Source organism: Psychrosphaera aquimarina (assembly GCF_032461525.1).
Lineage (GTDB): Bacteria > Pseudomonadota > Gammaproteobacteria > Enterobacterales > Alteromonadaceae > Psychrosphaera > Psychrosphaera aquimarina.
On sequence record NZ_JAWCUA010000003.1, the window covers coordinates 164,682 to 189,309 of the forward strand.

26 protein-coding genes are annotated in these 24,628 nt (G+C 37.7%); 11 read left to right on the top strand and 15 right to left on the bottom strand.

Going from position 1 to position 24,628, the window contains the following annotated elements:
• Positions 1-43 precede the first annotated feature (43 nt).
• Entirely contained in the window at positions 44-1,429 is a 1,386-nt protein-coding gene (locus RT723_RS03915; RefSeq protein ID WP_315945956.1) for an MATE family efflux transporter, read from the bottom strand.
• A 40-nt stretch (positions 1,430-1,469) separates the two neighbouring features.
• Between RT723_RS03915 and RT723_RS03920 the strand changes: the two genes are divergently transcribed.
• On the top strand, positions 1,470-2,486 hold the full coding sequence (locus tag RT723_RS03920; protein WP_315945957.1) for a polysaccharide deacetylase family protein: 1,017 nt from the start codon (positions 1,470-1,472) through the stop codon (positions 2,484-2,486).
• Positions 2,487-2,531: 45 nt separating this feature from the next.
• Here the strand turns inward: RT723_RS03920 and RT723_RS03925 are convergent, their stop codons facing one another.
• The 5 genes from RT723_RS03925 to RT723_RS03945 are packed head-to-tail and all read right to left on the bottom strand — an operon-like array spanning position 2,532 to position 6,416.
• The gene (locus RT723_RS03925; RefSeq protein WP_315945958.1) at positions 2,532-3,161 is read right to left on the bottom strand and encodes an SCO family protein; all 630 of its coding nucleotides are present in this window, start codon (positions 3,159-3,161) and stop codon (positions 2,532-2,534) included.
• 8 nt (positions 3,162-3,169) lie between these two features.
• Complete coding sequence (cyoE, locus tag RT723_RS03930; RefSeq protein ID WP_216056655.1) at positions 3,170-4,099, bottom strand: heme o synthase; 930 nt, start codon at positions 4,097-4,099, stop codon at positions 3,170-3,172.
• A complete protein-coding gene (locus RT723_RS03935) occupies positions 4,084-5,115 on the bottom strand; it encodes a COX15/CtaA family protein (protein ID WP_315945959.1) in 1,032 nt (343 codons plus the stop codon). Before RT723_RS03935 ends, cyoE begins: the two co-directional genes overlap by 16 nt.
• A 46-nt stretch (positions 5,116-5,161) precedes the next feature.
• Positions 5,162-5,671, bottom strand: coding sequence for a hypothetical protein (locus RT723_RS03940; protein WP_315945960.1), 510 nt, complete (start codon positions 5,669-5,671; stop codon positions 5,162-5,164).
• A 13-nt stretch (positions 5,672-5,684) separates the two neighbouring features.
• The gene (locus RT723_RS03945; RefSeq protein ID WP_315946304.1) at positions 5,685-6,416 is read right to left on the bottom strand and encodes an SURF1 family protein; all 732 of its coding nucleotides are present in this window, start codon (positions 6,414-6,416) and stop codon (positions 5,685-5,687) included.
• Between the two features lie 47 nt (positions 6,417-6,463).
• Between RT723_RS03945 and RT723_RS03950 the strand changes: the two genes are divergently transcribed.
• A complete protein-coding gene (locus RT723_RS03950) occupies positions 6,464-6,679 on the top strand; it encodes a DUF2909 domain-containing protein (RefSeq protein WP_216056659.1) in 216 nt (71 codons plus the stop codon).
• A gap of 57 nt (positions 6,680-6,736) precedes the next feature.
• Here the strand turns inward: RT723_RS03950 and RT723_RS03955 are convergent, their stop codons facing one another.
• From RT723_RS03955 to lexA, 5 genes are all read right to left on the bottom strand, one after another.
• On the bottom strand, positions 6,737-7,621 hold the full coding sequence (locus RT723_RS03955) for a cytochrome c oxidase subunit 3 (protein WP_315945961.1): 885 nt from the start codon (positions 7,619-7,621) through the stop codon (positions 6,737-6,739).
• Positions 7,622-7,643: 22 nt separating this feature from the next.
• Positions 7,644-8,225 (bottom strand): cytochrome c oxidase assembly protein, encoded by a 582-nt coding sequence (locus RT723_RS03960; RefSeq protein ID WP_315945962.1) that lies wholly within the window; start codon positions 8,223-8,225, stop codon positions 7,644-7,646.
• Between the two features lie 37 nt (positions 8,226-8,262).
• Entirely contained in the window at positions 8,263-9,852 is a 1,590-nt protein-coding gene (ctaD, locus tag RT723_RS03965) for a cytochrome c oxidase subunit I (protein ID WP_216056662.1), read from the bottom strand.
• A gap of 12 nt (positions 9,853-9,864) precedes the next feature.
• A complete protein-coding gene (gene coxB / locus RT723_RS03970; RefSeq protein ID WP_216056693.1) occupies positions 9,865-10,929 on the bottom strand; it encodes a cytochrome c oxidase subunit II in 1,065 nt (354 codons plus the stop codon).
• Positions 10,930-11,294: 365 nt separating this feature from the next.
• Positions 11,295-11,912, bottom strand: coding sequence for a transcriptional repressor LexA (lexA, locus tag RT723_RS03975; RefSeq protein WP_216056663.1), 618 nt, complete (start codon positions 11,910-11,912; stop codon positions 11,295-11,297).
• 146 nt (positions 11,913-12,058) lie between these two features.
• On the opposite strand from lexA, the gene plsB reads away from it, so the two are divergent.
• Entirely contained in the window at positions 12,059-14,488 is a 2,430-nt protein-coding gene (plsB, locus tag RT723_RS03980; protein WP_315945963.1) for a glycerol-3-phosphate 1-O-acyltransferase PlsB, read from the top strand.
• Between the two features lie 45 nt (positions 14,489-14,533).
• Positions 14,534-14,977 carry a hypothetical protein gene (locus RT723_RS03985; protein WP_315945964.1) on the top strand — a complete coding sequence of 148 codons (444 nt, stop codon included), beginning with the start codon at positions 14,534-14,536 and terminating at the stop codon, positions 14,975-14,977.
• 48 nt (positions 14,978-15,025) lie between these two features.
• Here the strand turns inward: RT723_RS03985 and tesB are convergent, their stop codons facing one another.
• Genes tesB through RT723_RS04000 form a run of 3 tightly spaced genes read right to left on the bottom strand, consistent with a single transcriptional unit; the run spans position 15,026 to position 17,648 of the window.
• Positions 15,026-15,904 carry an acyl-CoA thioesterase II gene (gene tesB, locus RT723_RS03990; RefSeq protein WP_216056666.1) on the bottom strand — a complete coding sequence of 293 codons (879 nt, stop codon included), beginning with the start codon at positions 15,902-15,904 and terminating at the stop codon, positions 15,026-15,028.
• A complete protein-coding gene (locus RT723_RS03995) occupies positions 15,901-16,977 on the bottom strand; it encodes a potassium channel family protein (RefSeq protein WP_371820017.1) in 1,077 nt (358 codons plus the stop codon). The genes tesB and RT723_RS03995 overlap by 4 nt, the downstream gene beginning before the upstream one ends.
• On the bottom strand, positions 16,977-17,648 hold the full coding sequence (locus tag RT723_RS04000) for a TetR/AcrR family transcriptional regulator (RefSeq protein ID WP_315945965.1): 672 nt from the start codon (positions 17,646-17,648) through the stop codon (positions 16,977-16,979). The genes RT723_RS03995 and RT723_RS04000 overlap by 1 nt, the downstream gene beginning before the upstream one ends.
• 248 nt (positions 17,649-17,896) lie before the next feature.
• Between RT723_RS04000 and RT723_RS04005 the strand changes: the two genes are divergently transcribed.
• The 4 genes from RT723_RS04005 (at position 17,897) to ubiB (ending at position 22,062) form a co-directional block, all read left to right on the top strand.
• Entirely contained in the window at positions 17,897-18,901 is a 1,005-nt protein-coding gene (locus tag RT723_RS04005; protein WP_315945966.1) for a GGDEF domain-containing protein, read from the top strand.
• 124 nt (positions 18,902-19,025) lie between these two features.
• Positions 19,026-19,787, top strand: coding sequence for a bifunctional demethylmenaquinone methyltransferase/2-methoxy-6-polyprenyl-1,4-benzoquinol methylase UbiE (gene ubiE / locus RT723_RS04010; protein WP_216056669.1), 762 nt, complete (start codon positions 19,026-19,028; stop codon positions 19,785-19,787).
• Positions 19,784-20,404: a ubiquinone biosynthesis accessory factor UbiJ gene (locus tag RT723_RS04015; protein WP_315945967.1), complete on the top strand. Its 621-nt coding sequence runs from the start codon at positions 19,784-19,786 to the stop codon at positions 20,402-20,404. Before ubiE ends, RT723_RS04015 begins: the two co-directional genes overlap by 4 nt.
• Positions 20,405-20,406: 2 nt before the next feature.
• Positions 20,407-22,062, top strand: coding sequence for a ubiquinone biosynthesis regulatory protein kinase UbiB (ubiB, locus tag RT723_RS04020; RefSeq protein WP_315945968.1), 1,656 nt, complete (start codon positions 20,407-20,409; stop codon positions 22,060-22,062).
• A gap of 6 nt (positions 22,063-22,068) precedes the next feature.
• Here ubiB and RT723_RS04025 read toward each other — a convergent pair whose 3' ends face one another.
• Complete coding sequence (locus RT723_RS04025) at positions 22,069-23,217, bottom strand: hypothetical protein (protein ID WP_315945969.1); 1,149 nt, start codon at positions 23,215-23,217, stop codon at positions 22,069-22,071.
• A gap of 111 nt (positions 23,218-23,328) precedes the next feature.
• Here RT723_RS04025 and tatA point away from each other — a divergent pair, with 111 nt between their 5' ends.
• Genes tatA through tatC form a run of 3 tightly spaced genes read left to right on the top strand, consistent with a single transcriptional unit; the run spans position 23,329 to position 24,612 of the window.
• Positions 23,329-23,556: a twin-arginine translocase TatA/TatE family subunit gene (tatA, locus tag RT723_RS04030; RefSeq protein ID WP_216056673.1), complete on the top strand. Its 228-nt coding sequence runs from the start codon at positions 23,329-23,331 to the stop codon at positions 23,554-23,556.
• 5 nt (positions 23,557-23,561) lie between these two features.
• Entirely contained in the window at positions 23,562-23,879 is a 318-nt protein-coding gene (gene tatB / locus RT723_RS04035; protein ID WP_216056674.1) for a Sec-independent protein translocase protein TatB, read from the top strand.
• Positions 23,869-24,612, top strand: a complete 744-nt coding sequence (tatC, locus tag RT723_RS04040) for a twin-arginine translocase subunit TatC (RefSeq protein ID WP_216056675.1) — start codon at positions 23,869-23,871, stop codon at positions 24,610-24,612. Before tatB ends, tatC begins: the two co-directional genes overlap by 11 nt.
• Positions 24,613-24,628: the final 16 nt, after the last annotated feature.

The following is a 24,628-nucleotide window of genomic DNA, read 5'->3' on the forward strand; positions in this document are numbered from 1 at the left end:
ACCTACATTTGTGCAAATTTTAGGTTTAACGGTTATATGTATTTCATTTGTATTTGCAGTTAGAGGTTACATTGGCATTGTTGCAAATCGCATCGCGTTTTTTCGACACCAAGCCAAACTTAACAAAGACAAATATAAGAACATTAAATAAAGCTGGTTTTTTTACCATGAACAACTGCGATAACCCACGTGCTAACATAAAGCTACAAAATGCCAACCACAGCGCATGATTGCCTAACTCTTTGGTTAAGTAGAACACCACAAAAAAAGTAATTGCAGCAATAAGCATACTTTTAAACATCTTGTAGCTATACGCTAATCCTACGAAAACACCATCTAAGATAAAACTCATGTAACTTACTAATGGTAATAAGATTATCCAACCATAGTAACTCTCTAGTGCTGACTGTAAGGTATCTATATTCGTTAACATATAAACAATATATTCACCCAACAGCCAATACGCTAGACAATAAACGATCGCCCCAAAAGTAGCTAAACGTAACCCCGTTCTAATAAACAGTGTCACTTTAACCTTTTGCTTTTTACCGTATGCTTGACCAACTAAAGACTCTAACGCAAAGGCTATTCCGTCCATCGTAAACGAAATAAACATAAAAAATTGCATGACTATCGCGTTTGTCGCGACGGCAACTTCACCATAACGAGTGGCATAAATAGTAATAAACGATAAGCATAGCTGTAACAACATAGAGCGAATAAAAAGCAGTCCGTTTAATGACAGTAACTGCTGACTGCCTAGAAAGATGGACAGGTTAATCGTCATGTATTGAATTATTTGTGGGTATACATGGCTCAACAAAAAGACAAATAGAGTCACTTCTGCCAAGACACTGGCATAAGCCACACCAGACACATTTAACCCCAGCACAGGTACCATAATAATATCAGCAATTAAATTGACTAGGTTACAAACTAATAAGGCATAGAGCACCGTTTTAGTTTGACCTTTACCAATTAAGAAACCGGTTAAAACAAGATTGATTAAACTGACGGGTGCTGACCAAACCCTAATTGAAAAATAGGTTTGTGCAGCCTGAATAGACTCAGACAAATCAACATCGGTAGATAACAATGAAACAAAATAACTGAATAAATGGTTTTGATTAATTAATATTACCGCACTCAAAACAAGAGCGATGAACACACCTTGTAACACCACAATGGCTTCTTGATGTGGATTATTATCACCAAAAGCTTGTGCAACTAAGCCTGTCGTGGACATTCGTAAAAAGCCTAATAACCAAAATAACACCATGATCACTAAGCTACCTAAGGTCGTGCCAGCCAAAAAAGACGGTGAAGGTAAATGCCCTATTACTGCGACATCAACAAATCCTAACAGTGGTACGCTAATATTTGCTAAGATCATAGGCCATGCAAGCAACCAGATCTTTCTTGCGCTCATTGTATTTAAACTAAATATTTGAAAAGTTGAAGTTATCATTATGAACCAAAGTGTCATTCAGAAAGCGTTAATTGCTATTATTGTTGGATCTTGTTTGTTATTTAAAACACACGCAGCCACCGTATTAATTTACCATCATGTCAGTGATCAAACACCTAAATCTACCAGTGTTACGACTGAACAGTTCCAACAACATTTAGAGTTAATTAAAGAACTCAAACTAACGGTAGTTCCGTTAACGACCATTACTAATGCCATTAAAAATAATACCCCTGTCGATAATAACTGGGTCGCCATAACATTTGATGATGGTTATCACAGTGTATATGACAATGCCCTACCATTATTACAACAGTATAACTTTCCATTTACTGTATTTGTAAATCCAAAAATGGTTGGCCCAAGTAAATTATACTTAGATTGGGACCAATTAGCTGAGCTAAGTAAACACCAAGGCTTAATTGCTAACCATACGATGGCTCACGAAAACCTAGTACAAGATGGCTTAACCGACGAGCAAATGATTGAAAATATTCAACAAGCTGAACAAATGATCTTAGAAAAGTTGAATCAATCACATAAGTTATTGGCATATCCGTATGGTGAATATGATGACAAAATCAAAAAAGACTTACACAAATTAGGTTATGTTGGATTTGCCCAGCACTCAGGTGCGATAAACGAAACCAGTGAGCTTACTGCCTTATCTCGTTTTCCTGCCAATGGCATATATGCCAACCCTAAAACCCTAAAGGCAAAGTTAAACAGTATACCGTTTAATATTAAGTCTATCTCACCAAGTGATACTAAACCTATGAGTAACAGACCTTTATTAGAAGTAAGCTTGGTAAACCGAGACTTTTATCAATCTCAATTAGCCTGTTTTATTAGTGGGTCAAGTCAACCACAGAAACCAGAGTGGGTGTCTGATCTTGAGTTTAAAATAGCCTCTGACAATGATATTCCAAAAGGCCGAGTTAAATATAACTGTACAGCCCCTTCAATCACGCACAGTGGACGTTTTTATTGGATGTCTAAACTGTTTATTAACCTATAAATAAATCAATGCACGGCTTTTAATATTACGCTTGTCCAGCCTCATTTATTGGATAAGCGTTTTAAAATCTGCATTAATAATTGCAGTATCAATCGTCGGTACTTGGCCTAATTTTATCTCAGGTTTGAAAATAGCGGCCGTGTTGCCATTAGGGTCAATTAATACCACTGATGCACTATGATCGACAAAGTAATCTTGTGCGTCATTATCTGGAACTGAGTACATTAACCCTAAGTTTCTTACAAACGGAAATAAGTCTACGTGTTCCGCCCCTAACCCTAGAATATCTGGATTAAAGTAATCAACGTATTGTTTGCGTTTTTCCGCGCTATCTCGTTTTGGATCTACTGACACAAATAATACCTGTACAGGTACTGGAGAGATTTCGTTTAATTCAGGTAATAGTCGGCTTAATTTTGCCATGGTCATCGGGCAAATATCAGGACAAGATAGGTAACCTAAAAAAACCAGATTCCATTTCCCTGCAATACTTTCATTATTGACCAAGTTGTTATTTTGGTCGTATAACTTGAATGGGTTTATCGCTCTAGGTTGTTGATAGACTAATGTCGTTTCTGAGTATTGTTTTTGTTGATTAGTCTGATAGTAAAATTGCCCCGCAAACAATGCGATAGCGGCGACGAATAATAACCCGAGTTTTTCTTGAAGTTTCATTTACAACCTTAAAATTTAAAAAAGTGGTCTACTAATAAGGCAACAAATAATACAAGTAAATGCCAAATTGAAAATCTAAATGTTTCCATCGCTAATGTTTTATCTTCGCTGGTTTTAAGTAACCAGGCATAACGTAAAAACATTAAGTTTAATACCAAAGATGATACCAAGTAGATTAACCCAGTCATACCCACCAAATACGGTAATAAACACACTAATAACAACAGTACTGTATATAACACTATCGTCATCTTAGTAAATTGGGAGCCGTGGGTCACAGGTAACATAGGGATATTTACCCGGGCGTAATCTTCTTTACGGTGTATCGCTAACGCCCAAAAATGAGGTGGTGTCCAAGTGAATATTATCATGACTAAAAAGTAGGCGTGTGGGTGTAACTCACCGGTAATAGATGTCCAACCCAATAACGGCGGCATTGCTCCTGCTAACCCACCAATCACAATATTTTGAGGGGTCAAACGTTTTAACACGAGCGTGTATACCACCGCATAACCAAACAAACTGGCTAACGTCAGCCAAGCGGTAAGCGGATTAACTTCAAAATATAAAAGTACAAAACCACTTACCGCGAGCAAAAGAGAAAAGAAAATAGCCTGGGAGTTATTGATACGACCTTTCGCTAATGGCCGATTATATGTGCGCGCCATTTGCGAATCTATTTTCTGATCAACAATATGGTTTAATGCCGCAGCAGCAGCAGATAATAATCCAATACCTAACGATGCCATGGCCATTAACCATAAATTAGGCAAGGTATCTTGTGATAACACCATTCCTACTATGGCCGTGATCACTAACATGGCAACCACTTTTGGTTTAGTTATTTCGTATAAATCGGCAAACACTTGCAACACAGCGTCTATAAATGGAATTTGAAATGATTTTGAGCTACTCATGATATTCACCCTTTTATCCAAGTATTAAAGGATGCCTGTTGGCGCCCTTGTGAACTTAAGTTAAACATTAGTGTAATTAAGCTGGCGAGCAAACATAAAGCGACAAAATTGTGACTCACAGCAATAAATAGTGGTAATTGGAATACCACGTTACTGACCCCTAATAAAAACTGGGTAGATACCAACAAAGTTAATATCATGCCAAATCGTTTTAGCTCAGTGCTTTTAGACTTCATTAAATTAAACGCTAGCGCAATAAACACAAACAATACCAATATGGCGCCAAATCGGTGCAAGACATGAATAGACATTCTGGCCTCGTAATGCATCACTCCATATTCATAATCATCATGCCCAGTAGGAATGGTTAACGCTTCTTTAATATCAAATTTTTCCGTCCAGTTCCCCTCACAGATAGGTAACTCAGTACATGCCACGGCGGCATAATTGGATGCTGTCCAGCCACCTAATGCTATTTGAATAACTAAACAGATAAACGCGAGTTGAGACAGCCGATATAATCGGTGACATAAAGAAGAAGGCGATGAGGCAATATGACCAGCGTTAATTTGCCGACTGAGCGTTAAAGCTGAAATGACTAATAAACAGAAGGTAGTAAACCCGCCTAATAAATGTCCCATGACCACTAACGGCATTAAATTCATTGTCACCGTCCACATGCCCAATAATGCTTGAAAACAAACGGTCAGTAATAATATGGTGGGTAATGCCATTCTCTGTTTTGTTTTTAAACTCAGTAAAAACATGATGAGGATTAGAAAGCCTAATGAACCAGCAAAATAGCGGTGGATCATTTCGTTCCAAGCTTTCGCATGTTCGACAGGTCTATCAGGAAATGCACCTTCTGCATGTGCGATATCAGCAGCATGAGTTGGTACTGACAAAAAGCCATAACAGCCAGGCCAATCAGGACAACCCAAACCGGCATCCGTTAAACGAGTATAGGCCCCCAAAATGACCACAACCGCTGCAACCAATATTGCAATTAAATTAAGTTTATATAATGTTCGTACCATCGAAATTGCTCCTTGTTATTCTTATTTTGAGCATGACAATCTATTATTAACCGACTCGGGCATAATTTAATAGTTTTTTCACATCTGCCAAAATATCTTTACTGGTTTTAATGGTTTGTTCACGTTTTGTACTACCGGCATACTTGATGATCACCTTACCAAACGGGTCCACTAAGTAGATATGGCCAACGTCTAACTCTGCATTTCTTGCTTTATGGTGTTTGAGTAAAGGGTATTCAGTTAACGCTATGGATTCATTTAGCACCACTGCATTCACTCTTTTTTGTAATTTTCCTAACGCAATGTAAGTTTGATTTAATCCATACAATTGCTCTTCACAAGTTTGGTCACAATCCTTCTCACTTGGCTGGAATACTAAATTCCAAATAGGTTTCTCCGCCATATCTTTTAAATCAAGGGTAATTTCAGACTCAACAAACTGACCCTTTGCGGTTGCTCCAGGAGTAAACCAGCCAAATTTTAAAACCATAAAGGCTAAAACTAAAGGTACTGCAGCCATGACGGCAAAAATGCTAAAAAACGACTTAGATTTCATTATTTTCCTCTAACTATAGTTTTGATGTTTGCTGAACACGTTTGCCATTTTTGTAACTAGCAAAGATGAAAACAACCACACTCGCCAATGCCAATAAAAACCATTGAACGGCATAGGCCTGATGTTTTTCAGGGGGCATCACGACAGGTTTATACGTTTGCGGATAGTTGATACCTTCAAGCGTATCTGCGTATATAACGACAGGCAATACGCTAGTGCTATCTAATGACACAAGAATACTCGACACCGATTGCACACGTTTTGGCCAGCCACTTTCATGAGGGACTTGTTGTAACGTGAATTGCTCAAAGTCAGTGGTCCTTATTATCCCAGTCAAATTTATCTTTTCTGGTAATTGCACATTAGGAAGTTCAGTGCGGTATTTACCAGCTTGAATCCAACCCCAATTGACCAATAACCTTTGCTGGTTACCGGTTAAGACTACGGGTGTGATAACGCTATAACCTACTTTGCCTTGATAAGTTTGGTTATCTAACAACCACACTTTATCAGTCAAGATACGACCGGTTAAATTAACCGTTCGACCGTTTAGGGCGGTGATTTGTGACGATGAGAGTTGAGTGAACGCCTTGTTGGTTATTTCCCCTTGCTGAGAAAACAATTGGATTTGTTGTCTCTTTTGGTCGGCCCTTTCTAGTTGCCAGAAACCTAACTTGCACATTACAACAAAAGCGGCCAAAGTAACCACTAAAGGGAAAAATGATACAGAAAAGCGACGAAACATTATCAAAATACTACAACCCAAAAACTGACATATAGGTAATTATATAAATGGATCTCATCATCAAAATTGTTATCGGATTAATATTAATTTCTATTGTCTTTAATTTATTTAAAGCAATGAAATCAATGTTAAAACAAGAACCAGATCAAAAACCTATGTCACATTTTATTGGCAGAAGGTTAATGTACTCTGGACTGTTGATTGTTATTTTGTTGATTTGTTTAGCGACCGGCGTAATACAACCCAATCCTAGACCTTATTAATATAAATCTGATACACAAAGAAACCCTGCCTAACATTCGTAAGCAGGGTTTGCCACACTACATAATATAAACAAAGATAAACAAGCAGACCCAAACTACATCGACAAAATGCCAATACCAACTCGCCGCTTGGAAACCAAAGTGATTTTCTGGCGTGAAGTGATCTTTAATCACGATTCGCAAGAACATGATAAACAACATGATAGTACCCAATGTCACATGTAACCCATGAAAACCGGTTAACAAGTAAAAGGTATTGCCGTACATACCACTGGATAACATCAGTCCCATTTCTTGATAAGCGTGAGTATATTCTTCTACTTGTAAGAATAAAAAGATCACACCCAACAGAACGGTGATCCCTAAACCCCATTTAAGTTGTTTACGCTTATCTTGCTCCAAACCTACATGAGCAAAATGGCAGGTAACTGAAGAGATTAATAAAATAATAGTGTTAATTAAAGGTAAGCCGTTCCAGCCCATCGCTTCGGTTACTTGACCACTAGGCGTAGTCGTTAACGGCCAAATGGCTTCAAATGCAGGCCACAAAACCTCATGGGTCATAGCATTATTACTCGCCCCGCCTAACCAAGGTATGGAGAACACTCGCGCGTATAATAGTGCGCCAAAAAAAGCACAGAAAAACATGACCTCAGAAAAGATAAACCAACTCATCCCTTGTCGAAACGATCTATCTAATTGTTTGCTATACATGCCCGCCATTGATTCATCAATAACGTTTCTGAACCATCCCACCAACATAAAAATAATAATGGCGATACCAGCGAGTAATAAATAGCCGCCAAAACCTGTCACTTCATTTTTTACATCATTAACATAATTACCTGCACCAAATGCTATGCAAAATAGTCCAATAGCGCCCACAATCGGCCATGGACTTTGTGCTGGTACATAATACTTTTCATATTCATTGTTATTCATAACTGCCCTCTCAAAATGAGCATTAGTTTTTGTTATCAGCAAACAGTTTTGTAAATTCGTCTTGTTCTATATTTTTACTAATATCGAACAAGGTATAAGACAAAGTAACCGTTGTGTATTCAGGCGGTATGTCTTTGTCGATATAAAACTGTAACCCTAAATCAGCCGCTTGCCCTTGCTCTAAGGGCTGCTGATTAAAGCAAAAACATTCAATCTTATTAAAATATGCAGCTGCAATACCTGGGCTTACAGAAGGCACTGCCTGAACCACCATATTGTCAACTGAGTTATTTTTTACTAAAAAATTAAGCTGATGCATTTCCCCAGGGTGAACATTCATTTTTTTAACTTCTGGTTTGAATATCCAAGGTAAATTACCCTGTGTACGTGCAATAAATTCAACACTTATGATTCTTGTTTTATCCACAGAATCTGACTGTACAGCAGCCACATTGCTGGTTTTGCCATTTAATCCGGTGATATCACAAAACACGTCATATAACGGAACCAAAGCAAAACCAAAACCAAACATAAAAAACACAGTTAACACTAATTTCTTAACGAGTTTTTTTGTATCTTGTTGTGTTGTCTGTTTGTCTGTCATCTAAAACTCAAACCATTAAATGTTAAATTATTAAACTTTATTTGATATCTGGCGGCGTTTCGAACGTATGATACGGCGCTGGAGATGGAACTTCCCACTCCAAACCTTCTGCCCCTTCCCACACTTGGTCCGTTGCTTTTTCACCACCTTTAATGCATTTGTAAACAACCGCTACAAATAACAATTGTGATAAACCAAAGGCAAAACCACCAATACTTATCACGGCATTAAAGTCAGCAAATTGAGTAGCGTAATCAGGAATACGTCTTGGCATACCTGCTAAGCCTACAAAATGCATAGGGAAGAACAATACGTTTACTGATACCAGTGATAACCAAAAATGCGCTTTAGCTAATTTTTCGTCAAACATGTATCCAGTCCATTTGGGTAACCAATAATAAGCACCCGCCATAATTGAAAATATAGCGCCTGTTACTAAAACGTAATGGAAATGTGCTACCACAAAATAGGTATCGTGGTATTGGAAATCGGCTGGTGTAATTGCCAGCATCAAACCGGAAAACCCACCTATGGTAAACAGTACAATGAATGCGATAGAGAACATCATTGGTACTTCAAAGGTTAAAGAACCACGCCACATGGTCGCCACCCAGTTAAAGACTTTTACACCGGTTGGCACTGATATCAGCATAGTGCAATACATAAAGAAGAGTTCACCCGCTAACGGCATCCCCGTTGTGAACATATGATGCGCCCATACAACAAATGACAATAGTGCTATCGATGCTGTTGCATAGACCATGGAAGAATAGCCAAATAGCTTTTTACGGCTAAAGGTTGGCACTATTTGCGAAATAATTCCAAACGCTGGCAATATCATTATGTACACTTCTGGATGACCAAAGAACCAAAATATGTGTTGGAACATAACCGGATCACCACCACCTGCCGCACTAAAAAATGAGGTTAGGAAGTATTTATCCGTCAGTACCATAGTGACAGCACCAGCAAGAACAGGCATAACGGCAATTAATAAAAAGGCAGTGATTAACCAAGTCCACACAAACAACGGCATTTTCATGAATGTCATGCCTGGCGCTCTAAGGTTGAAGATAGTTACAATGACATTAATCGCCCCCATGATGGAGGATATCCCCATAATATGAACTGAGAATACAAACAAGGCGGTACTGTCATTACTGTATGTTGTTGATAATGGTGCATAGAAAGTCCAACCAAAGTTAGGTCCACCTCCTTCCATAAACAAAGACATTAACAGAATTAAAAATGCGAACGGCAGTATCCAAAAGCTCCAGTTATTCATTCTAGGCAATGCCATATCTGGCGCACCTATCATCATTGGAACCATCCAGTTGGCTAAACCAACAAAAGCTGGCATAACCGCACCGAATACCATGATCAAACCATGTACGGTTGTCATTTGGTTAAAGAAGTCAGGTTCAACTATTTGCAATCCAGGTTGAAACAATTCCGCCCTGATTACCATAGCCATACCACCACCAATGAAGAACATCAGTAGTGAGAATAATAGATATAATGAACCTATGTCTTTATGATTCGTTGTTAATAACCAACGCATAATGCCTGAAGGTGCACCGTGATGTTCCTCGGCATGGTTATCAGCGTTTAAATTTGTTGTACTCATAACGTGCTCCTCCTATTTACCGGCCAGAAATTCATTAATCGCTGCAGCTTGCACTGCATCACCTGTATTGTTACCCCAAGCATTACGCTCGTAAGTCACAATTGCCGCTAAATCTTTAAGACCAAGCTGTTTTCCATACCCTTGCATTGCGGTTCCAGCACGGCCGTTAACAACAATATCAATATGCTGTTTGACATCACCCAGTGCAATTGCACTGTCTTTTAAAGCTGGGAATACGCCAGGAATACCTTGGCCATTGGCTTGATGACACGCTGCACAATTAGCCATATAAGCTTTTTCACCTAAGGTCATTAACTCTTCCATCGACATGTTCATTGCCAATAGTTTTTGCTCTTCTTCTTTCGCTTGTTTCGCAATAGCCGTTTGTTCTGCCATCCACTTTTTGAACTCAGCAGGTTCCTTTGCAATAACAACGATTGGCATAAAACCATGATCTTTACCGCATAACTCGGCACATTGACCACGGTAGATACCCGGCTCATTCACACGAGTCCATGCTTCATTGATGAAACCAGGGTTTGCATCTTTTTTAATGGCAAACTCAGGTACCCACCACGAATGAATAACATCATCGGAGGTAATTAAAAATCTAACCTTTTGGCCTGTTGGGATCACTAACGGTCTATCTACCTCTAAAAGGTAGTTAGCCGATTTTGCTCGTTCGTTTCTGATTTCAGCTTGAGGCGTAGCGAGGAGACTGTAATAGTCCAATTCATGTTCAAAATATCGATAGTGCCACTTCCACTGAGAGCCCGTAACTTGCACGGTCAGATCAGCATCTGAAGTATCTTCCATTTCTATTAAGGTTTTTGTAGCGGGAAATGCCATCGCTATCAAAATGACAAATGGAATGGCCGTCCAGAGTATCTCCACTTTGGTACTTTCGTGGAAATTTGCAGGTTTCACCCCTTTGGACTTTCTATGATGGATTATGGACCAGAACATGATCCCGAAAACGACAATACCAATAACGCAGCAGATATAGAAAATGATCATGTGCAAATCGTAAACACTTGCACTGATATCCGTTACGCCTTTGGTCATATTAAGACGCATCTCATCCGCAACAGCATTATTCGCAAATACTGCAGCTGGAATTAACCAACTTGATTGCTTAGCAGTCACTAAACACCCTCCCTATTTAAAACATTAAGAAGAGGATGTCTGTACAACCCACACCAGCATATAAACCAATTATTAATCGGTTTATATCTATCCCCAAAAAATGTTTGTTTTTATTATTTTTATATCAGTCTATGTAGCTGACTTATGTTGATATTTTGTTTGTATTATTTTTGTTCAACCAGTCTAACCTATACCCTTTATTTCAATTGTGCAAATAATCACCGGACAAAAAGACATAAAAAAACCCACTTGATTATTTTTTAACCAAGCGGGTTTTATCTATATTTATTAAGCGATTACATTAATGAGCTGTTTCTAATTACACCAACGGCCAAACCTTCAATTGCAAAGTCCTGATAGTTTAAATCTACTTTGATTGGTTCGAACTCTTTATTTTCTGCGTGTAAGATAACTTGGCTACCATTTCTTTCTAAACGTTTTACCGTCACATCTTCTTCAACTCTTGCCACTATCACTTGACCATCACGTGCGGTTTGAGTCTTATGAACCGCTAATAAGTCTCCATCCATGATGCCAATATCGCGCATACTTTCACCTTCAACCATCAGTAAAAAATCAGCCGATGGACTGAACATCATAGGATCTAGATTCACGTGTGATTCAACATGCTCCATCGCTAATATAGGAGAACCGGCCGCAACTTTACCAACAACGGGAATTCCTGCTTCTATATTTGAAATATCTTCAGTTAACCGAATACCACGTGACGTGCCTGCAAGGATCTCAATATATCCTTTCTTAGCTAACGCTTTCAGATGATCTTCCGCGGCATTAGCAGAGCGAAAACCTAAACGTTTAGCAATTTCTGCTCGAGTTGGAGGCATGCCAGTTGAAACTATCGCTTGTTTAATTAACTCAAGAATTTGAGCTTGACGATCGGTTAGTGGACGCATAATCTGGTTTTCCATACAGTGATAATGACTGTTAGTATATACAGCAAATTTAAAACTGCAAATTTAACTTAAATGTTAGTTCGGGTTTACAAAACAATTTGTTAAAATTACTGACTGAATTTTATATTTTCTCGAGATTGAACGTAATGGCTTATATTTCTTACCTTTTTTATTGGATCACGCGTCCGTTTATTAAAGTAAATATCGTATCTGACAGTGATTTATCAGTAGATCTCACCAAACCCATCAAATATGTATTAGTCACTGACTCGTTTGCTGACAAATTAGCGCTTGAACAAGCATGCCGAAATCAAGGGTTACCTAGTCCATTTAAAACGCTGAAAGTGGGTGAATATTCGCTTGCCAGAACCATAGGCGTAAAACATGTAAAATCGTTTTTTAATACGGCTGAAAAACACGACGCTAAGATGTTAAAACATAGCCAAGTATTATTAACTCAAGTTGCCAGTAGCCAACAAGATGTGCAATTTGTACCAGTCATGATCTGCTGGGGCCGTGCTCCCGGTGTTGAAAAAACCAAAGAAAATACAAAAATTGGCATTAAAGACTTAATCGCAGAAAACCTACAAGCTAGCTGGATTAGAAAACTGATCATTGTTTTATTTTCTGGTCGCAGTAATTTCATTCGCATTTCCAAACCTGTTTCATTGATTGAAATGGTCAACAAACACGGTACATCTGAAGCGGCAGCTCATAAGTTAATCCGTGTTGCGCGAATTCATTTTGAACGCCAACGTATTGTTGCAACAGGACCTAAGATAATGGCACGTACCGCCATGTTTAATAGCTTGTTGGCTAGCCCATCACTAAAAAAAGCATTACAAGAAGAGATGAACGCCAAAGACATCTCTATGGAGCAAGCCAAAAAGAATGCCATTAAGCTATTAGATGAGATTGCCGGAGATTACCGAGAATCTTATATCCGCTTTGGCGCACGTTTATTAACCTGGTTATGGAACAAAATTTATAACGGTATTCGTGTCCATAACGCTGACAATTTGAGAGAGTTAGCACAAAAAGGTCATGAAATTGTTTACGTACCTTGCCACCGAAGCCACATGGATTACTTATTACTAACCTATGTCATATATAAAGAAGGGTTAGTGCCACCACATATTGCCGCTGGTATAAATTTAAACTTCTGGCCTGCCGGTCCTATGTTTAGAAAAGCCGGTGCATTCTTCTTACGCCGAAGTTTTAAAGGCAACAAATTATACTCTGCTGTTTTTCGTGAGTATTTAAGTCAGTTGTTCATAAAAGGTTATCCGGTTAAATATTATACCGAAGGGGGACGTTCACGTACCGGCCGTTTATTAAGTCCAAAAACGGGCATGTTAGCCATGACTATTCAGGCGATGTTACGTGGCGTAGACCGACCTATTACTTTAGTTCCTGTGTACATTGGCTATGAACATGTAATGGAAGTAAATACTTACCTAAAAGAATTACAAGGCCAGAACAAAGAAAGTGAATCCATTTTTGGAATATTTAAAGCCCTTAAAAATCTTAAAAATTATGGCCATGGCGATGTGAATTTTGGCGAGCCAATCAGCTTAAATGACATCCTGAATGACAAAGCACCTGAATGGCGCGAGTTAATTAATCCAGTTGATGTTGTGAAACCAACTTGGTTAACCCCGGTTGTAAACCACACCGCTAATACCATAATGAGCTCAATTAATGACGCTGCGGTATTGAATACGGTGAACCTATGTGCCCTTACCTTGTTAACTTCTGATAGTCACGCTTTACCACGAGCCGAAATGCAAAAGCTGTTAACTTTTTATATGCAGTTAAATCATCAAGTACCTTATGCTAGCAATATCAAAGTACCAACCCAAACCGCTGATGAAATAATTGAAGAGGCTATCCTACTTGAAAAGGTAGAAGCTGAAAGTGACGAATACGGCACTATCATCAAATTGGATGACAAAAATGCAATTTTAATGAGCTACTACCGTAACAATGTGGTTCATTTATTTGCTATTCCAGCGATTATTGCTGGAGTTATCGTTAACTCAAATAACACCACAAAAGAGTTGATACTGGCTAAAGTTAATCATTTATTACCTTTGTTAAAAAATGAATTATTTATCACTATCACTAACGTAGATGAATATTGTGGACAAGTGATCGACTTTTTCATTCAACAAGAATTAGCTCAAGATACAAATGGCTCTTTATCAGTAACCGCTAAAAACTCCATGGCTTATTTACAACTAAATTTATTAGCTAAAATAATGAAAGATACGTTACAACGTTATGCTCTTGGTTTTATTCGTATAGAACAGGTTGAAGGTATTCAACGCAGTGAATTAGAAAGCGACTGCCAAAAACTGGCGGGGCGTTTATTAAAATTACACGATATTAAAGCACCAGAATATTTCGATAAAAAAGTGATATCAAACTTTGTGACTTGTCTACGTGAACAACAATATGTAAGCGTTGATGAGGCGGGGTTAATGCACTTAACTACCTCTGGTAAGGCGACCTCAGATACTATTAACTCCTTGTTAAGCGCTGAACTATTGCAATCGTTAAACTCATTAGGCTAGCGCTTAGCGCTCTTTATATTCAAGATAACAAAAGGCAAACAGATAATGAAAAACGTTTTTATATTTAGTTTATTTTTTATGCCGTTAAATTCGTTTGCCAATCCCGTGACTAAACCAATCACTAATCTGTTTGATGCGATGAGGAGTCACGATGGTGCTAAACTGCTAGAACAATTTACGGCAAGTGCTTTACTGCAAAGAGCAAAAAGTGATGGTTCTATTGAGAATAGTGATATCCAACAATTTGCCAACAGCATTAACAGCAGCGAACGTTATTTAGATGAGCATTTATTAGATATTCAAGTGCAAATTCAAGACAATCTCGCCAGTGTTTGGACGCCTTACGCCTTTTACTTAGATAACAAATTAAGTCACTGTGGAGTAAATAGCTTTCAATTAGTGCTGCAGAATAATGAATGGAAAATACATTATTTAATAGATAACTCACATCCGGGCGATTGTGAGGGCTTCATCAAAAAATATAAATAACCACCAGCCAATATGAAGCATCGACTGGCGGTTATCCTTTAAATAATACTATTTTTTGCGAGGGAATTTTTCATGATCACGAATAACACCTTCTTGCATCGCAGATGCGATTAACTCACCATTTTGATTAAAAAACTCACCGCGTACTAAGCCTCGACCACTACTCGCGCTGGTACTTTCTTTACTAAATAGAATCCATTCATCCATTCTAAATGGACGGTGAAACCACATGGAGTGGTCTAAGGTAGCCACTTGCATTTTTGGTTGCATAAAGCTTTCACCATGAGGTAACAATGCTGTTGGCAAAAATGTAAAATCGGATGCGTAAGACAATAAATAACGATGAACTCTTTGATCATCTGGCAATGTCCCATTCGCTTTTATCCAAGTTTGACAAGCTGGCTCCATTTTATCTGGTTTAAACGGATTAATTTGCTGCACATGGCGCATATCAATTGGCTTATCAGCCAATGCTTTGGCATGAAATTGTTGAGGAATTTTATCTAGATTTTTTTGATAAAACTCTAATTCTGACATCAAACCTTCTGGCCCTATGACTTTAGGCATAGTTGATTGGTGATTGTAGCCTTCACCTTCGGTTTGAAAAGATGCTGTCATATAAAATATGGTTTGGCCAAACTGAATTGCTCTGACTCTGCGGGTACTAAACGAACCACCGTCTCGAATATTTTCCACTTCATATACTATGGGAGTTTGGTCATTGCCTTCACGTAAAAAGTAACTATGAAATGAATGCACAAATCGATTATCAACGGTTTCTTTGGCGGCGCTAAGTGCTTGACCAATAACCTGACCACCAAATACTCGGCCAAAGCCCAAAGCTTGGCTTTGTCCCCGGTATAAGCCTTCTTCTATTTTCTCTAGTTTAAGATGATCTAATAAGGTTTCTAATGCTTGTTGGCTCATAAAATTTCTCTAACTGCTATTTGGGTCCAATTAATTTCGTCGGCTATGATTCTTTCTTGCGCCACGTAATGCAAAACTTGACCCGGCATGACATTAAAATCATTGTCAGGGTTTAAGTGCATTTTGACACCGATTCTGTCTTCAGCGACAGCAAGAAGAATTGCATTATGATTTTGTTTTAAATGGAAAAATAAGTCGCCAAATTTATGTGCGCCTATATCAAAAGGCATCTGTGTAGAAAATTGCGTATGGCCACTTAGTGTAGACATCATCTCTTCTTGTAATCGACTACTGCCTGGGTCTTGCATGGAACGCACTAATATTTCAGCCGTTCTAGATGAGTTTGATTCAATGTTTTTAGTATAACGATTTAACATTTCTATTTTAGTATCGTCACTAAAGTTAGCACTGATATGACATTCGTCTTTAACTAAAGAACTCAATTTCAAGGCACAGGTGAAGGTTTGATCATCATTATCACAATCAACAATAATACGGTCAGCTTTGGTAACTGCAACACGCGTCAGTTCATCGTCTTGAGTCAATGACTTTAACTTAGCAAACTCCACCAGCGGGTTATCTAAAAATGGATGTTCCAGATCATTAGTTACACACAGCAATATTTTTCGTTTTTGGCGTTTATTATCCCCTAAAATATGCTGCACCATCTTTTCAGTTCTGTTCTCGTGCCAACCAAAAATTAATATATGTGAATCTTCTTCACTAAAATCTTTTTCACCAGTCATAATTTGTCTCAATACTCTGCTAACTGAACGTCCTAACTTACCTAATAGTGCGCCAAATATGGCTAAACCTAACGGAATTTGAACCAAGGCGACTACTAATTTACCTTCAAATGATGTGGGACTTAAATCACCATAACCAACCGTACTTGTGGTAACGACATAATAATAAAGGTATGAACTAAAGTTGGTTAATTCATACTCACCAACTAAATACAATAACACCCAACTTAAAATGGCATGGAAACCTAAAAGCATCAAAATAGAAAACCAAGATACGTGAATAAAGTGTTTTCTTAAAAATGCGGCTAATTTGTTAATGACCAAGATTAATTCCCCAACAACTTACGCCAGCCTGACTTTTGTTTTGGCACATGTTTACGATATTGAACCAACTCTTGCCAAAATGGACTTAACAACTCATTACTGAGTTTTTCAAAGTTAGGGGTTTCAGACATTGCAATCTGAAATTTAGGATGACTTTCAACCCAAGCTAACGTTAATAATTGATAACTACGTTGTAGTAAACTTAACCATTGTTTTGAATCTACATCTGGGTTTAATTCTTTTAACGCAGGAACCATTCGTTTTAATCCATTAACGGTTTTATTTTGGAACCCTATGTATACTTTCTCTTCAACTCTAGATTCTAATAGTGAATCTGAAATACGACACAGTTGACCAAATTGAGGCGTTTCTACCCAATACTGGGTTAAGTAGGTGCAAATATCATCAACGGTGATGGTTTCATATTTACGCGTTGCCGTTTCAAATGAAATGATCCAATTTTGCAGGTGTTTTTCCAGCAGAGCTAAAAAAATAGCTTCTTTAGTTCTAAAGTAAATATATAAAGTCCCTTTAGCCACTTCCGCTTTGTTAGCTATTTGTATTGCAGAGGGTAATTCATCCCCAGACTCAACAAATAGTGCTTCCGCTGCCGCCAAAATGCCATTAACTCTTTGCAGTTTTTGTTTTTGATTTTTAGCTTTTTTTATTTCCATAAGTTTCTACTAACTATTTTTTTGAATTTTTTACAACTTTAACACTTAATATTACAGTAATTCCTTGACCTTAAAATAAAAGAATCTTAGTTTACGGATAATAATAATTTTTCTATACGCTATATACGAATAACAATAATAAAATTTCGCGTATTCAACTCCGTATTTTGATTGCCATTAGTGGCTCTACAGTTAAAATAGCGACTTGAGTATAGTTCCCATATAAAAGTTGTTCCGGAGCCCAATTAATGAAGTATCAGGATACCATCGAGCAAGCTGAGTCTAAGTTGCAAAAGACACTCGTGTTTTTAAAGCAACATAGATTAGCTGCCAGCCCTATAAACTATAGCGTTGCTTATGAGTACGCCAGTGGGGAAAACGATGATATCGTTAACTGCATTAATAAAGATATTAACGACGGTTGCATAATAGATTCATTTTTAATGGAAGAGTTATACCGTCAATTCATACTCAGTTCTGATGAAAGTTCGGAGAAAGTTGTTCAGCACGCCTCCTCTATTATCAACTCAACTCAAAGACATACTCAAAAAGCACAAAGAGACAGCGGCCATTACGCTAATATTTTAGATGAAGGTTTACTGCTACTGAACGACTCAGATCCTGAATCGTCAAAACAAGTGATTGAGAAGTTAATAAAAGCGACAACTTACGCTAAAAAAACGCAACAAATGTTATTCAAAGCGTTACAACAAGCACAAACCAAATCAAACGAACTGCAACAACAAATCGATGATTTACATGCCAACCGACAACTTGATGCATTAACCGGTTTATATAACCGTTCAGTAATGAGTCAAACCGTTGATATGTGGGTAAATAACGACACTAAGAATATTGCCGCCTTAGCGATTAATCTAGATCACTTTAAACAATTTAACGATAATTATGGCATGACCATCGGGAACGTTATTCTGTCAAAAGTAGCACAAAAAGTGAAAAGTTATGTTTCTGACAGCGGTTTGCCAGTCAGACTTGCCGGTGAAGAATTTTTAGTATTAATCCCTGATGCGAACCCAGTGACGGCCAAAGAAATTGCCGAAAAGGTCAGAGTAGGTGTCGAGAAGTTACAGTTTATTAATGCCAAAAATAAAGAACGCCTGCCTAAAATCACGGTGTCGATTGGCGTTACAGAATACTGTGAGAAGATCGGTCTGGACGGAACTATTCAAAAAGCCACCTCAGCATTACGCATGGCTAAAGCCACAGGCCGTAATAGAGTTTACACAGATTAACCTCAGTTTATTAAATATACGTTGTTTTAATATACAAATATAATGATCTAATCCCTTTTGCCTTGTTGGTTTTAAGCCAACATTTAAGTACACTTGCCTTAATTACTCTTGCCTGTATAAAAATATGACTACTGAAAACGATCAACAATCCACAACACACTTTGGTTACAAAACCGTAGAGTCCGAACAAAAACAAGCTATGGTTGCGGATGTATTCCACTCCGTCGCAGCGAAATACGACATCATGAACGATGTAATGTCTTTTGGCATACATCGACTTTGGAAACGTTTTACCATCGATGCCAGTAACGTGCGACCAGGGAACAAAGTCCTAGATTTAGCAGGCGGTACCGGTGATTTAACACGTAAATTTAGTCAAGCGGTTGGCCCAACAGGCAAAGTGGTACTTGCTGATATCAACGATTCTATGATTAAAGTAGGTCGTGAAAAACTGCATAATTTAGGCGTTGTAAGTAATGTTGAATATGTGCAAGCGAATGCGCAGGCGTTGCCTTTTGCTGAAAACACCTTTGATTTAGTCACCATTGCATTTGGTTTACGGAATGTCACAGACAAAGACGAAGCATTACGTTCTATATATAGAGTACTTAAGCCTGGTGGTCGATTATTAGTATTAGAGTTTTCTAAACCAGAACAACAATGGCTTAATAAAGCCTACGACTTTTATTCGTTTAAGATTTTACCCGAAATGGGTCAGTTAATTGCTGGTGATAAAGAGAGTTATCAATACCTTTCTGAATCGATTCGAATGCATCCAGACCAAGATACGTTAAAACAAATGATGGAAACGGCTGGTTTTGATCAAGTATCGTATACCAATATGACAGGCGGTATTGTTGCTTTGCATAAAGGCTTCAAATTTTGATACTGCTTCAACAATTGGCCCATTCGTTTATTGAGCCAAAAATAAATAAACTTCTTACCTTTGACGACCAAGCACATATTAAGCTGGTTAAATTAGAAGGTAAGAGTTTGAGTGTTTGTTTAACTGACTTATCACTGAACATTAAACTTCAGGTATTAGATAACAAGGTATTATTATCTTCCAATACGGAAGGTTACGATTGTTTAGTGACCACCAGCAGCCAGTATTTACGCTCATTATCGGATGCGTCACAGCTTACTAAATTGATTAAACAAGATAGTTTGGAGCTTGATGGTGATCTCGCCATCGCGCAGGGCTTTTCTGAATTATTAATGAATAACAACATAGATTGGCAACAACTATTATCGAGTTATTTTGGTGACGCTATTGCTCATAAAATGGTAACGGCGATTCAAGCGTTAGTAAGTAATATAAAAATAAAAACGAAAGATATGGATTACACGTTATCCACAGCCATAACCGAAGAGTTAAAATTAAGTCCACATTATAATGAAGTTAGTCTTTTTATTGATCAAGTTGATGTCTTGTCTGCAAAAACAGACAAGTTAGCCGCAACAATAAGTGCATTAACTACCAAACTACACGAGTCTCGATAACATTGAAAACACTCTCTCGCATCAGCAAAATAATTCATGTTTTTCTTTATTATCGACTTTATGAATTAATTCCAAAACAAAAAACACCTTGGTTATTAAAGGTAATGGTTACCCTCTTTTTCTGGTACCCAAAAACATCAAAAAAAACTCATTCCGCTCACAACCTTAGAATTGCATTAGAGCACTTAGGCCCGGTCTGGATAAAGTTAGGTCAAATGTTATCTACCAGAAAAGACTTATTGTCCGAGCAATTAAGTTCTGAATTAACCAAGTTACAAGACCAAGTGACCCCTTATCCCACGTCCATCGTGGAACAAACGATTTGCCAACAACTAGAGATCAACTCACTATCTGACGTTTTTTGCCAATTTGAACAAACGCCTATTGCCACAGCGTCTATGGCTCAAGTGCATGGGGCACAATTATCGTTAGTGGAAGGCCAAGACCCTATTAAGGTGATTATTAAAGTTATCCGTCCTAATATTGAGCAACAGATCATCTCTGACATCTCATTAATGTTAATGTTTGCTGGATTGATCGCTAAAACCAAAGAAGGGCATAGGTTCCGCGCGGTTGAAGTGGTGCAAGAGTATCAAAAAACCATCTTAAATGAGTTAGACCTTAAGTTAGAAGCTAATAATGGCATCAAGTTACGTGATAATTTTAAAGATTCTAATGACTTATATATTCCACAAATATACCCAGAGTTATGTACGTCTAAGGTTTTAGTGATGGAACGTATTTATGGTATTCCGGTATCTGATACGAATGCGCTTATCGCACAAGGTTCTGATTTAAAGAAATTGGCTGAACGCGGAGTTAGAGTGTTTTTTACTCAGGTCTTTCGTGACAGCTTTTTTCATGCCGACATGCATCCAGGCAATATCTTTATTGAGCAACAAAACCCAAATAATCCTAAATACATTGGGATTGATTTTGGCATCATGGGAACGTTAAATGAACAAGATAAACGTTATTTAGCTGAAAATTTTGTCGCCTTTTTTAATCGTAATTATTTAAGAGTGGCGCAATTACATGTGCAATCTGGTTGGGTCCCTAGTCATATTAACGTGGAAGAATTTGAGATTGCCATCCGAGCCGTATGTGACCCTATTTTTAATAAACCATTAGACGAAATATCATTTGCCCAAGTACTAATAGGTTTATTTGATACAGCCAGACAATTTGAAATGCAAGTTCAGCCTCAACTAGTATTATTACAAAAAACACTGTTATATGTAGAAGGATTGGGACGTCAACTTTATCCTCAATTAGATCTTTGGCAAACCGCCAAACCGTTTTTAGAACAATGGGTAGATGAACAGATGGGTTTTAGAGCATTTTATAAATCTAGCAAAGAGAATTTGCCTTATTGGCTTGAGAAAGCACCAGAAATCCCTGAGATGTTACATACTGGGCTGACAAATTTGAATAACATGCCACAACTAAAACAAGACTTAGTTGAGCAGTATTTACAACATCAAAAGCAACACAGACGATTTTTACTGCAACTTACATTAACAGGTTGTGGATTTTTAGCTTCATTACTGATTGCCATATTTAGTAACTTAGACAATCCTTACTGGCAAGTTGCTGGTGTTATTACCGCAACAGTCACGGTTATCAACGCCATTAAAGTGTGGCTAAAAATACGTTAATCCACTTTATAAAAAGCCGTAATGAGACTCTACCCGAAACGAAATACCAGAGTCTCGTCTAAAGTCACTGGATAACGGATTATAATATTCTTGCTCTAATGGATCTTCTTTGTGTAATTCGACAAAAGGCTCCACTTCAAAAAACAACCAATCCCTTAATGCATTAAATCGATATCGAATACTAAACCTATGTAATTGTGCATCCGGCTTTGGTTCAACATATCCAAATGATGATATTCCTATTATCAACGCAGCCTTTTCTCCGACAGAGCTTATTTGGAACAATCCAGAACGCCATTCTGGCGACTCATAAGACTCTAAATCACGATATGAAAAGTTATAGCGTATTTCAGATTGTTGGCTTAACTTGTAACCTGTATCTACTAAGAACCTTGCTCCCCAACCATCCGCTACATAATATTCAAGCGCGGGTTGCAGATTAAATGTCACTCTATTATCTAAAAACTTTTTACGATAAACCGCGGAGGCTCGTGTATAAAGTTGGTCTTCCCCCCAACCTATTCGAACCGATGTACTGATATCATTTGATTTAGTATGTAAAAAACGTACGGCTGCACCCAACGAGTTTTGGCTCAATTTAAATGCTTCTGGTTTTACTGATTCGTAAGGTAAGGTTTTAAAATCATCATCTTCACCGTCTGATAGAATGATCTCTACTTTATTTTCCAAGTTTGGTAACTTGGCTTTTACTTTAAATTTTATCGGGAAGCTTTCCCCTGTGAACACCTCACCTTGTCTGGGTTCCCAGCCGACAATAAAATGTCCCCATGTTTTCGCTTTGTTTTTTCCTTTTTCATCTTTAGCAAAAAAACCATCTAATAAATTGGCAGTCCAGTCCATTGAATAACCAACATTTTCAACCACACTGTTTACGTCAACAAATAGTACTTTTAACCGTTCTTGCTCAACTTTTTTCTCAATAACCGTTAGTTCATTATTCGCCGTAGCTACTGTTTGTGTATTGCATTTAACATTAGAGTGTTGACTTTCACTGGCCGCTTTTGGATCTAACTTTTGTTCTGAGGGTGGACACTTTGGAGTCGTTGATTGTTGAGTTGTTTGTTGTGCACAAAGAGACCATGCACTTGTCATAAACAGGCACAATAATACACACTTTAATTGCTCAACTCTCATAAATAGCTTCCATGTTTTTTGTCTTATTATTCATCATTGAATATCTAAATATATTATTTCACTTAATTAAACTTTATACTATCGTCAGTTTATTACAAATTGGATATTAAAATGGGATTTGGTGGTATAAGCCTCTGGCAACTTCTTATTGTTTTAGTCATTGTCATACTTCTATTTGGTACTAAAAAGATTAAGTCTTTAGGTTCTGATTTAGGTTCAGCGGTTAAAGGTTTTAAAAATTCTATTTCTGACGACAAACCGAACGTTGAAACTAAAAACAATGATGATGCTGATTTTGCCAAGTCAGAAAAACACGAAAAAATTAACACAAAAGACTAGTTGATATGGGTTTCTGGGAGTTTATTGTCATCGCCGTCGTAGGCACCATCGTTCTTGGTCCTGATAAACTTCCTTCGGCTATTAGGCGCTTTAGCCAAATGAAACGCCAATTTAGTCAAATGGTGCAAGGTGTCTCTGCTGAGGTAAATGAGCAGTTACGAGTGCATGAACTGCACGAAAACTTAAAAAAAGCAGAACAACAAGGGATGGAAAATCTATCTCCTGAGTTACAACAATCAGTTGATGAACTCACTAATGCCGCAAAAAGTGTGCAACAAACACTATCAGAACCTGCAGTAGATAATGTTAAACATGACAAATGATAAACCGCCTTTTTTAAATCACCTGATTGAACTAAGACAGAGATTAATTCGCTCCGTTGTGGCTATTTTATTGTGTTTTGCTGGATTAGCTTATTTTGCCAATGATTTATATACCTTAGTTTCTACCCCCTTATTAGATGTTTTACCTGAAGGCTCTAATATGATTGCAACTGATGTTGCAGCCCCGTTTTTTGCGCCCTTTAAATTAGCTTTTATGCTTTCTATTGTGATCGCATTCCCTTATTTATTACATCAAGTGTGGGGATTTATTGCGCCGGGTTTATATAACCATGAAAAAAAGTTTGCAGCTCCAATTCTCATCACCTCTGTTTTATTATTTTATTTCGGTATCGCCTTTTCTTATTTTATTGTGTTCCCATTAGTATTTTCTTTTTTCACCAGTGTGGCACCGGAAAATATAGTCATCGCGACAGATATTAGTAGTTACTTAGACTTTGTTCTTAAATTATTTATCGCTTTTGGCTTGTCGTTTGAAGTGCCGGTAGTCGTTTTTATTTTGTGTCTATCTGGGGTAACCACTGTCGATAATTTAAAATTAAAACGGCCATACGTAATATTGGGCGCTTTTGTTCTAGGCATGTTATTAACGCCGCCTGATGTGATCAGCCAAACATTATTGGCGATCCCGATGTGGATGTTGTTCGAGTTAGGTCTAGTATTATCAAGAGCCATTAAGGTGAAACAACCTAACGAAGAAATAACGGATAATTAATCGTTTTATCTATCCT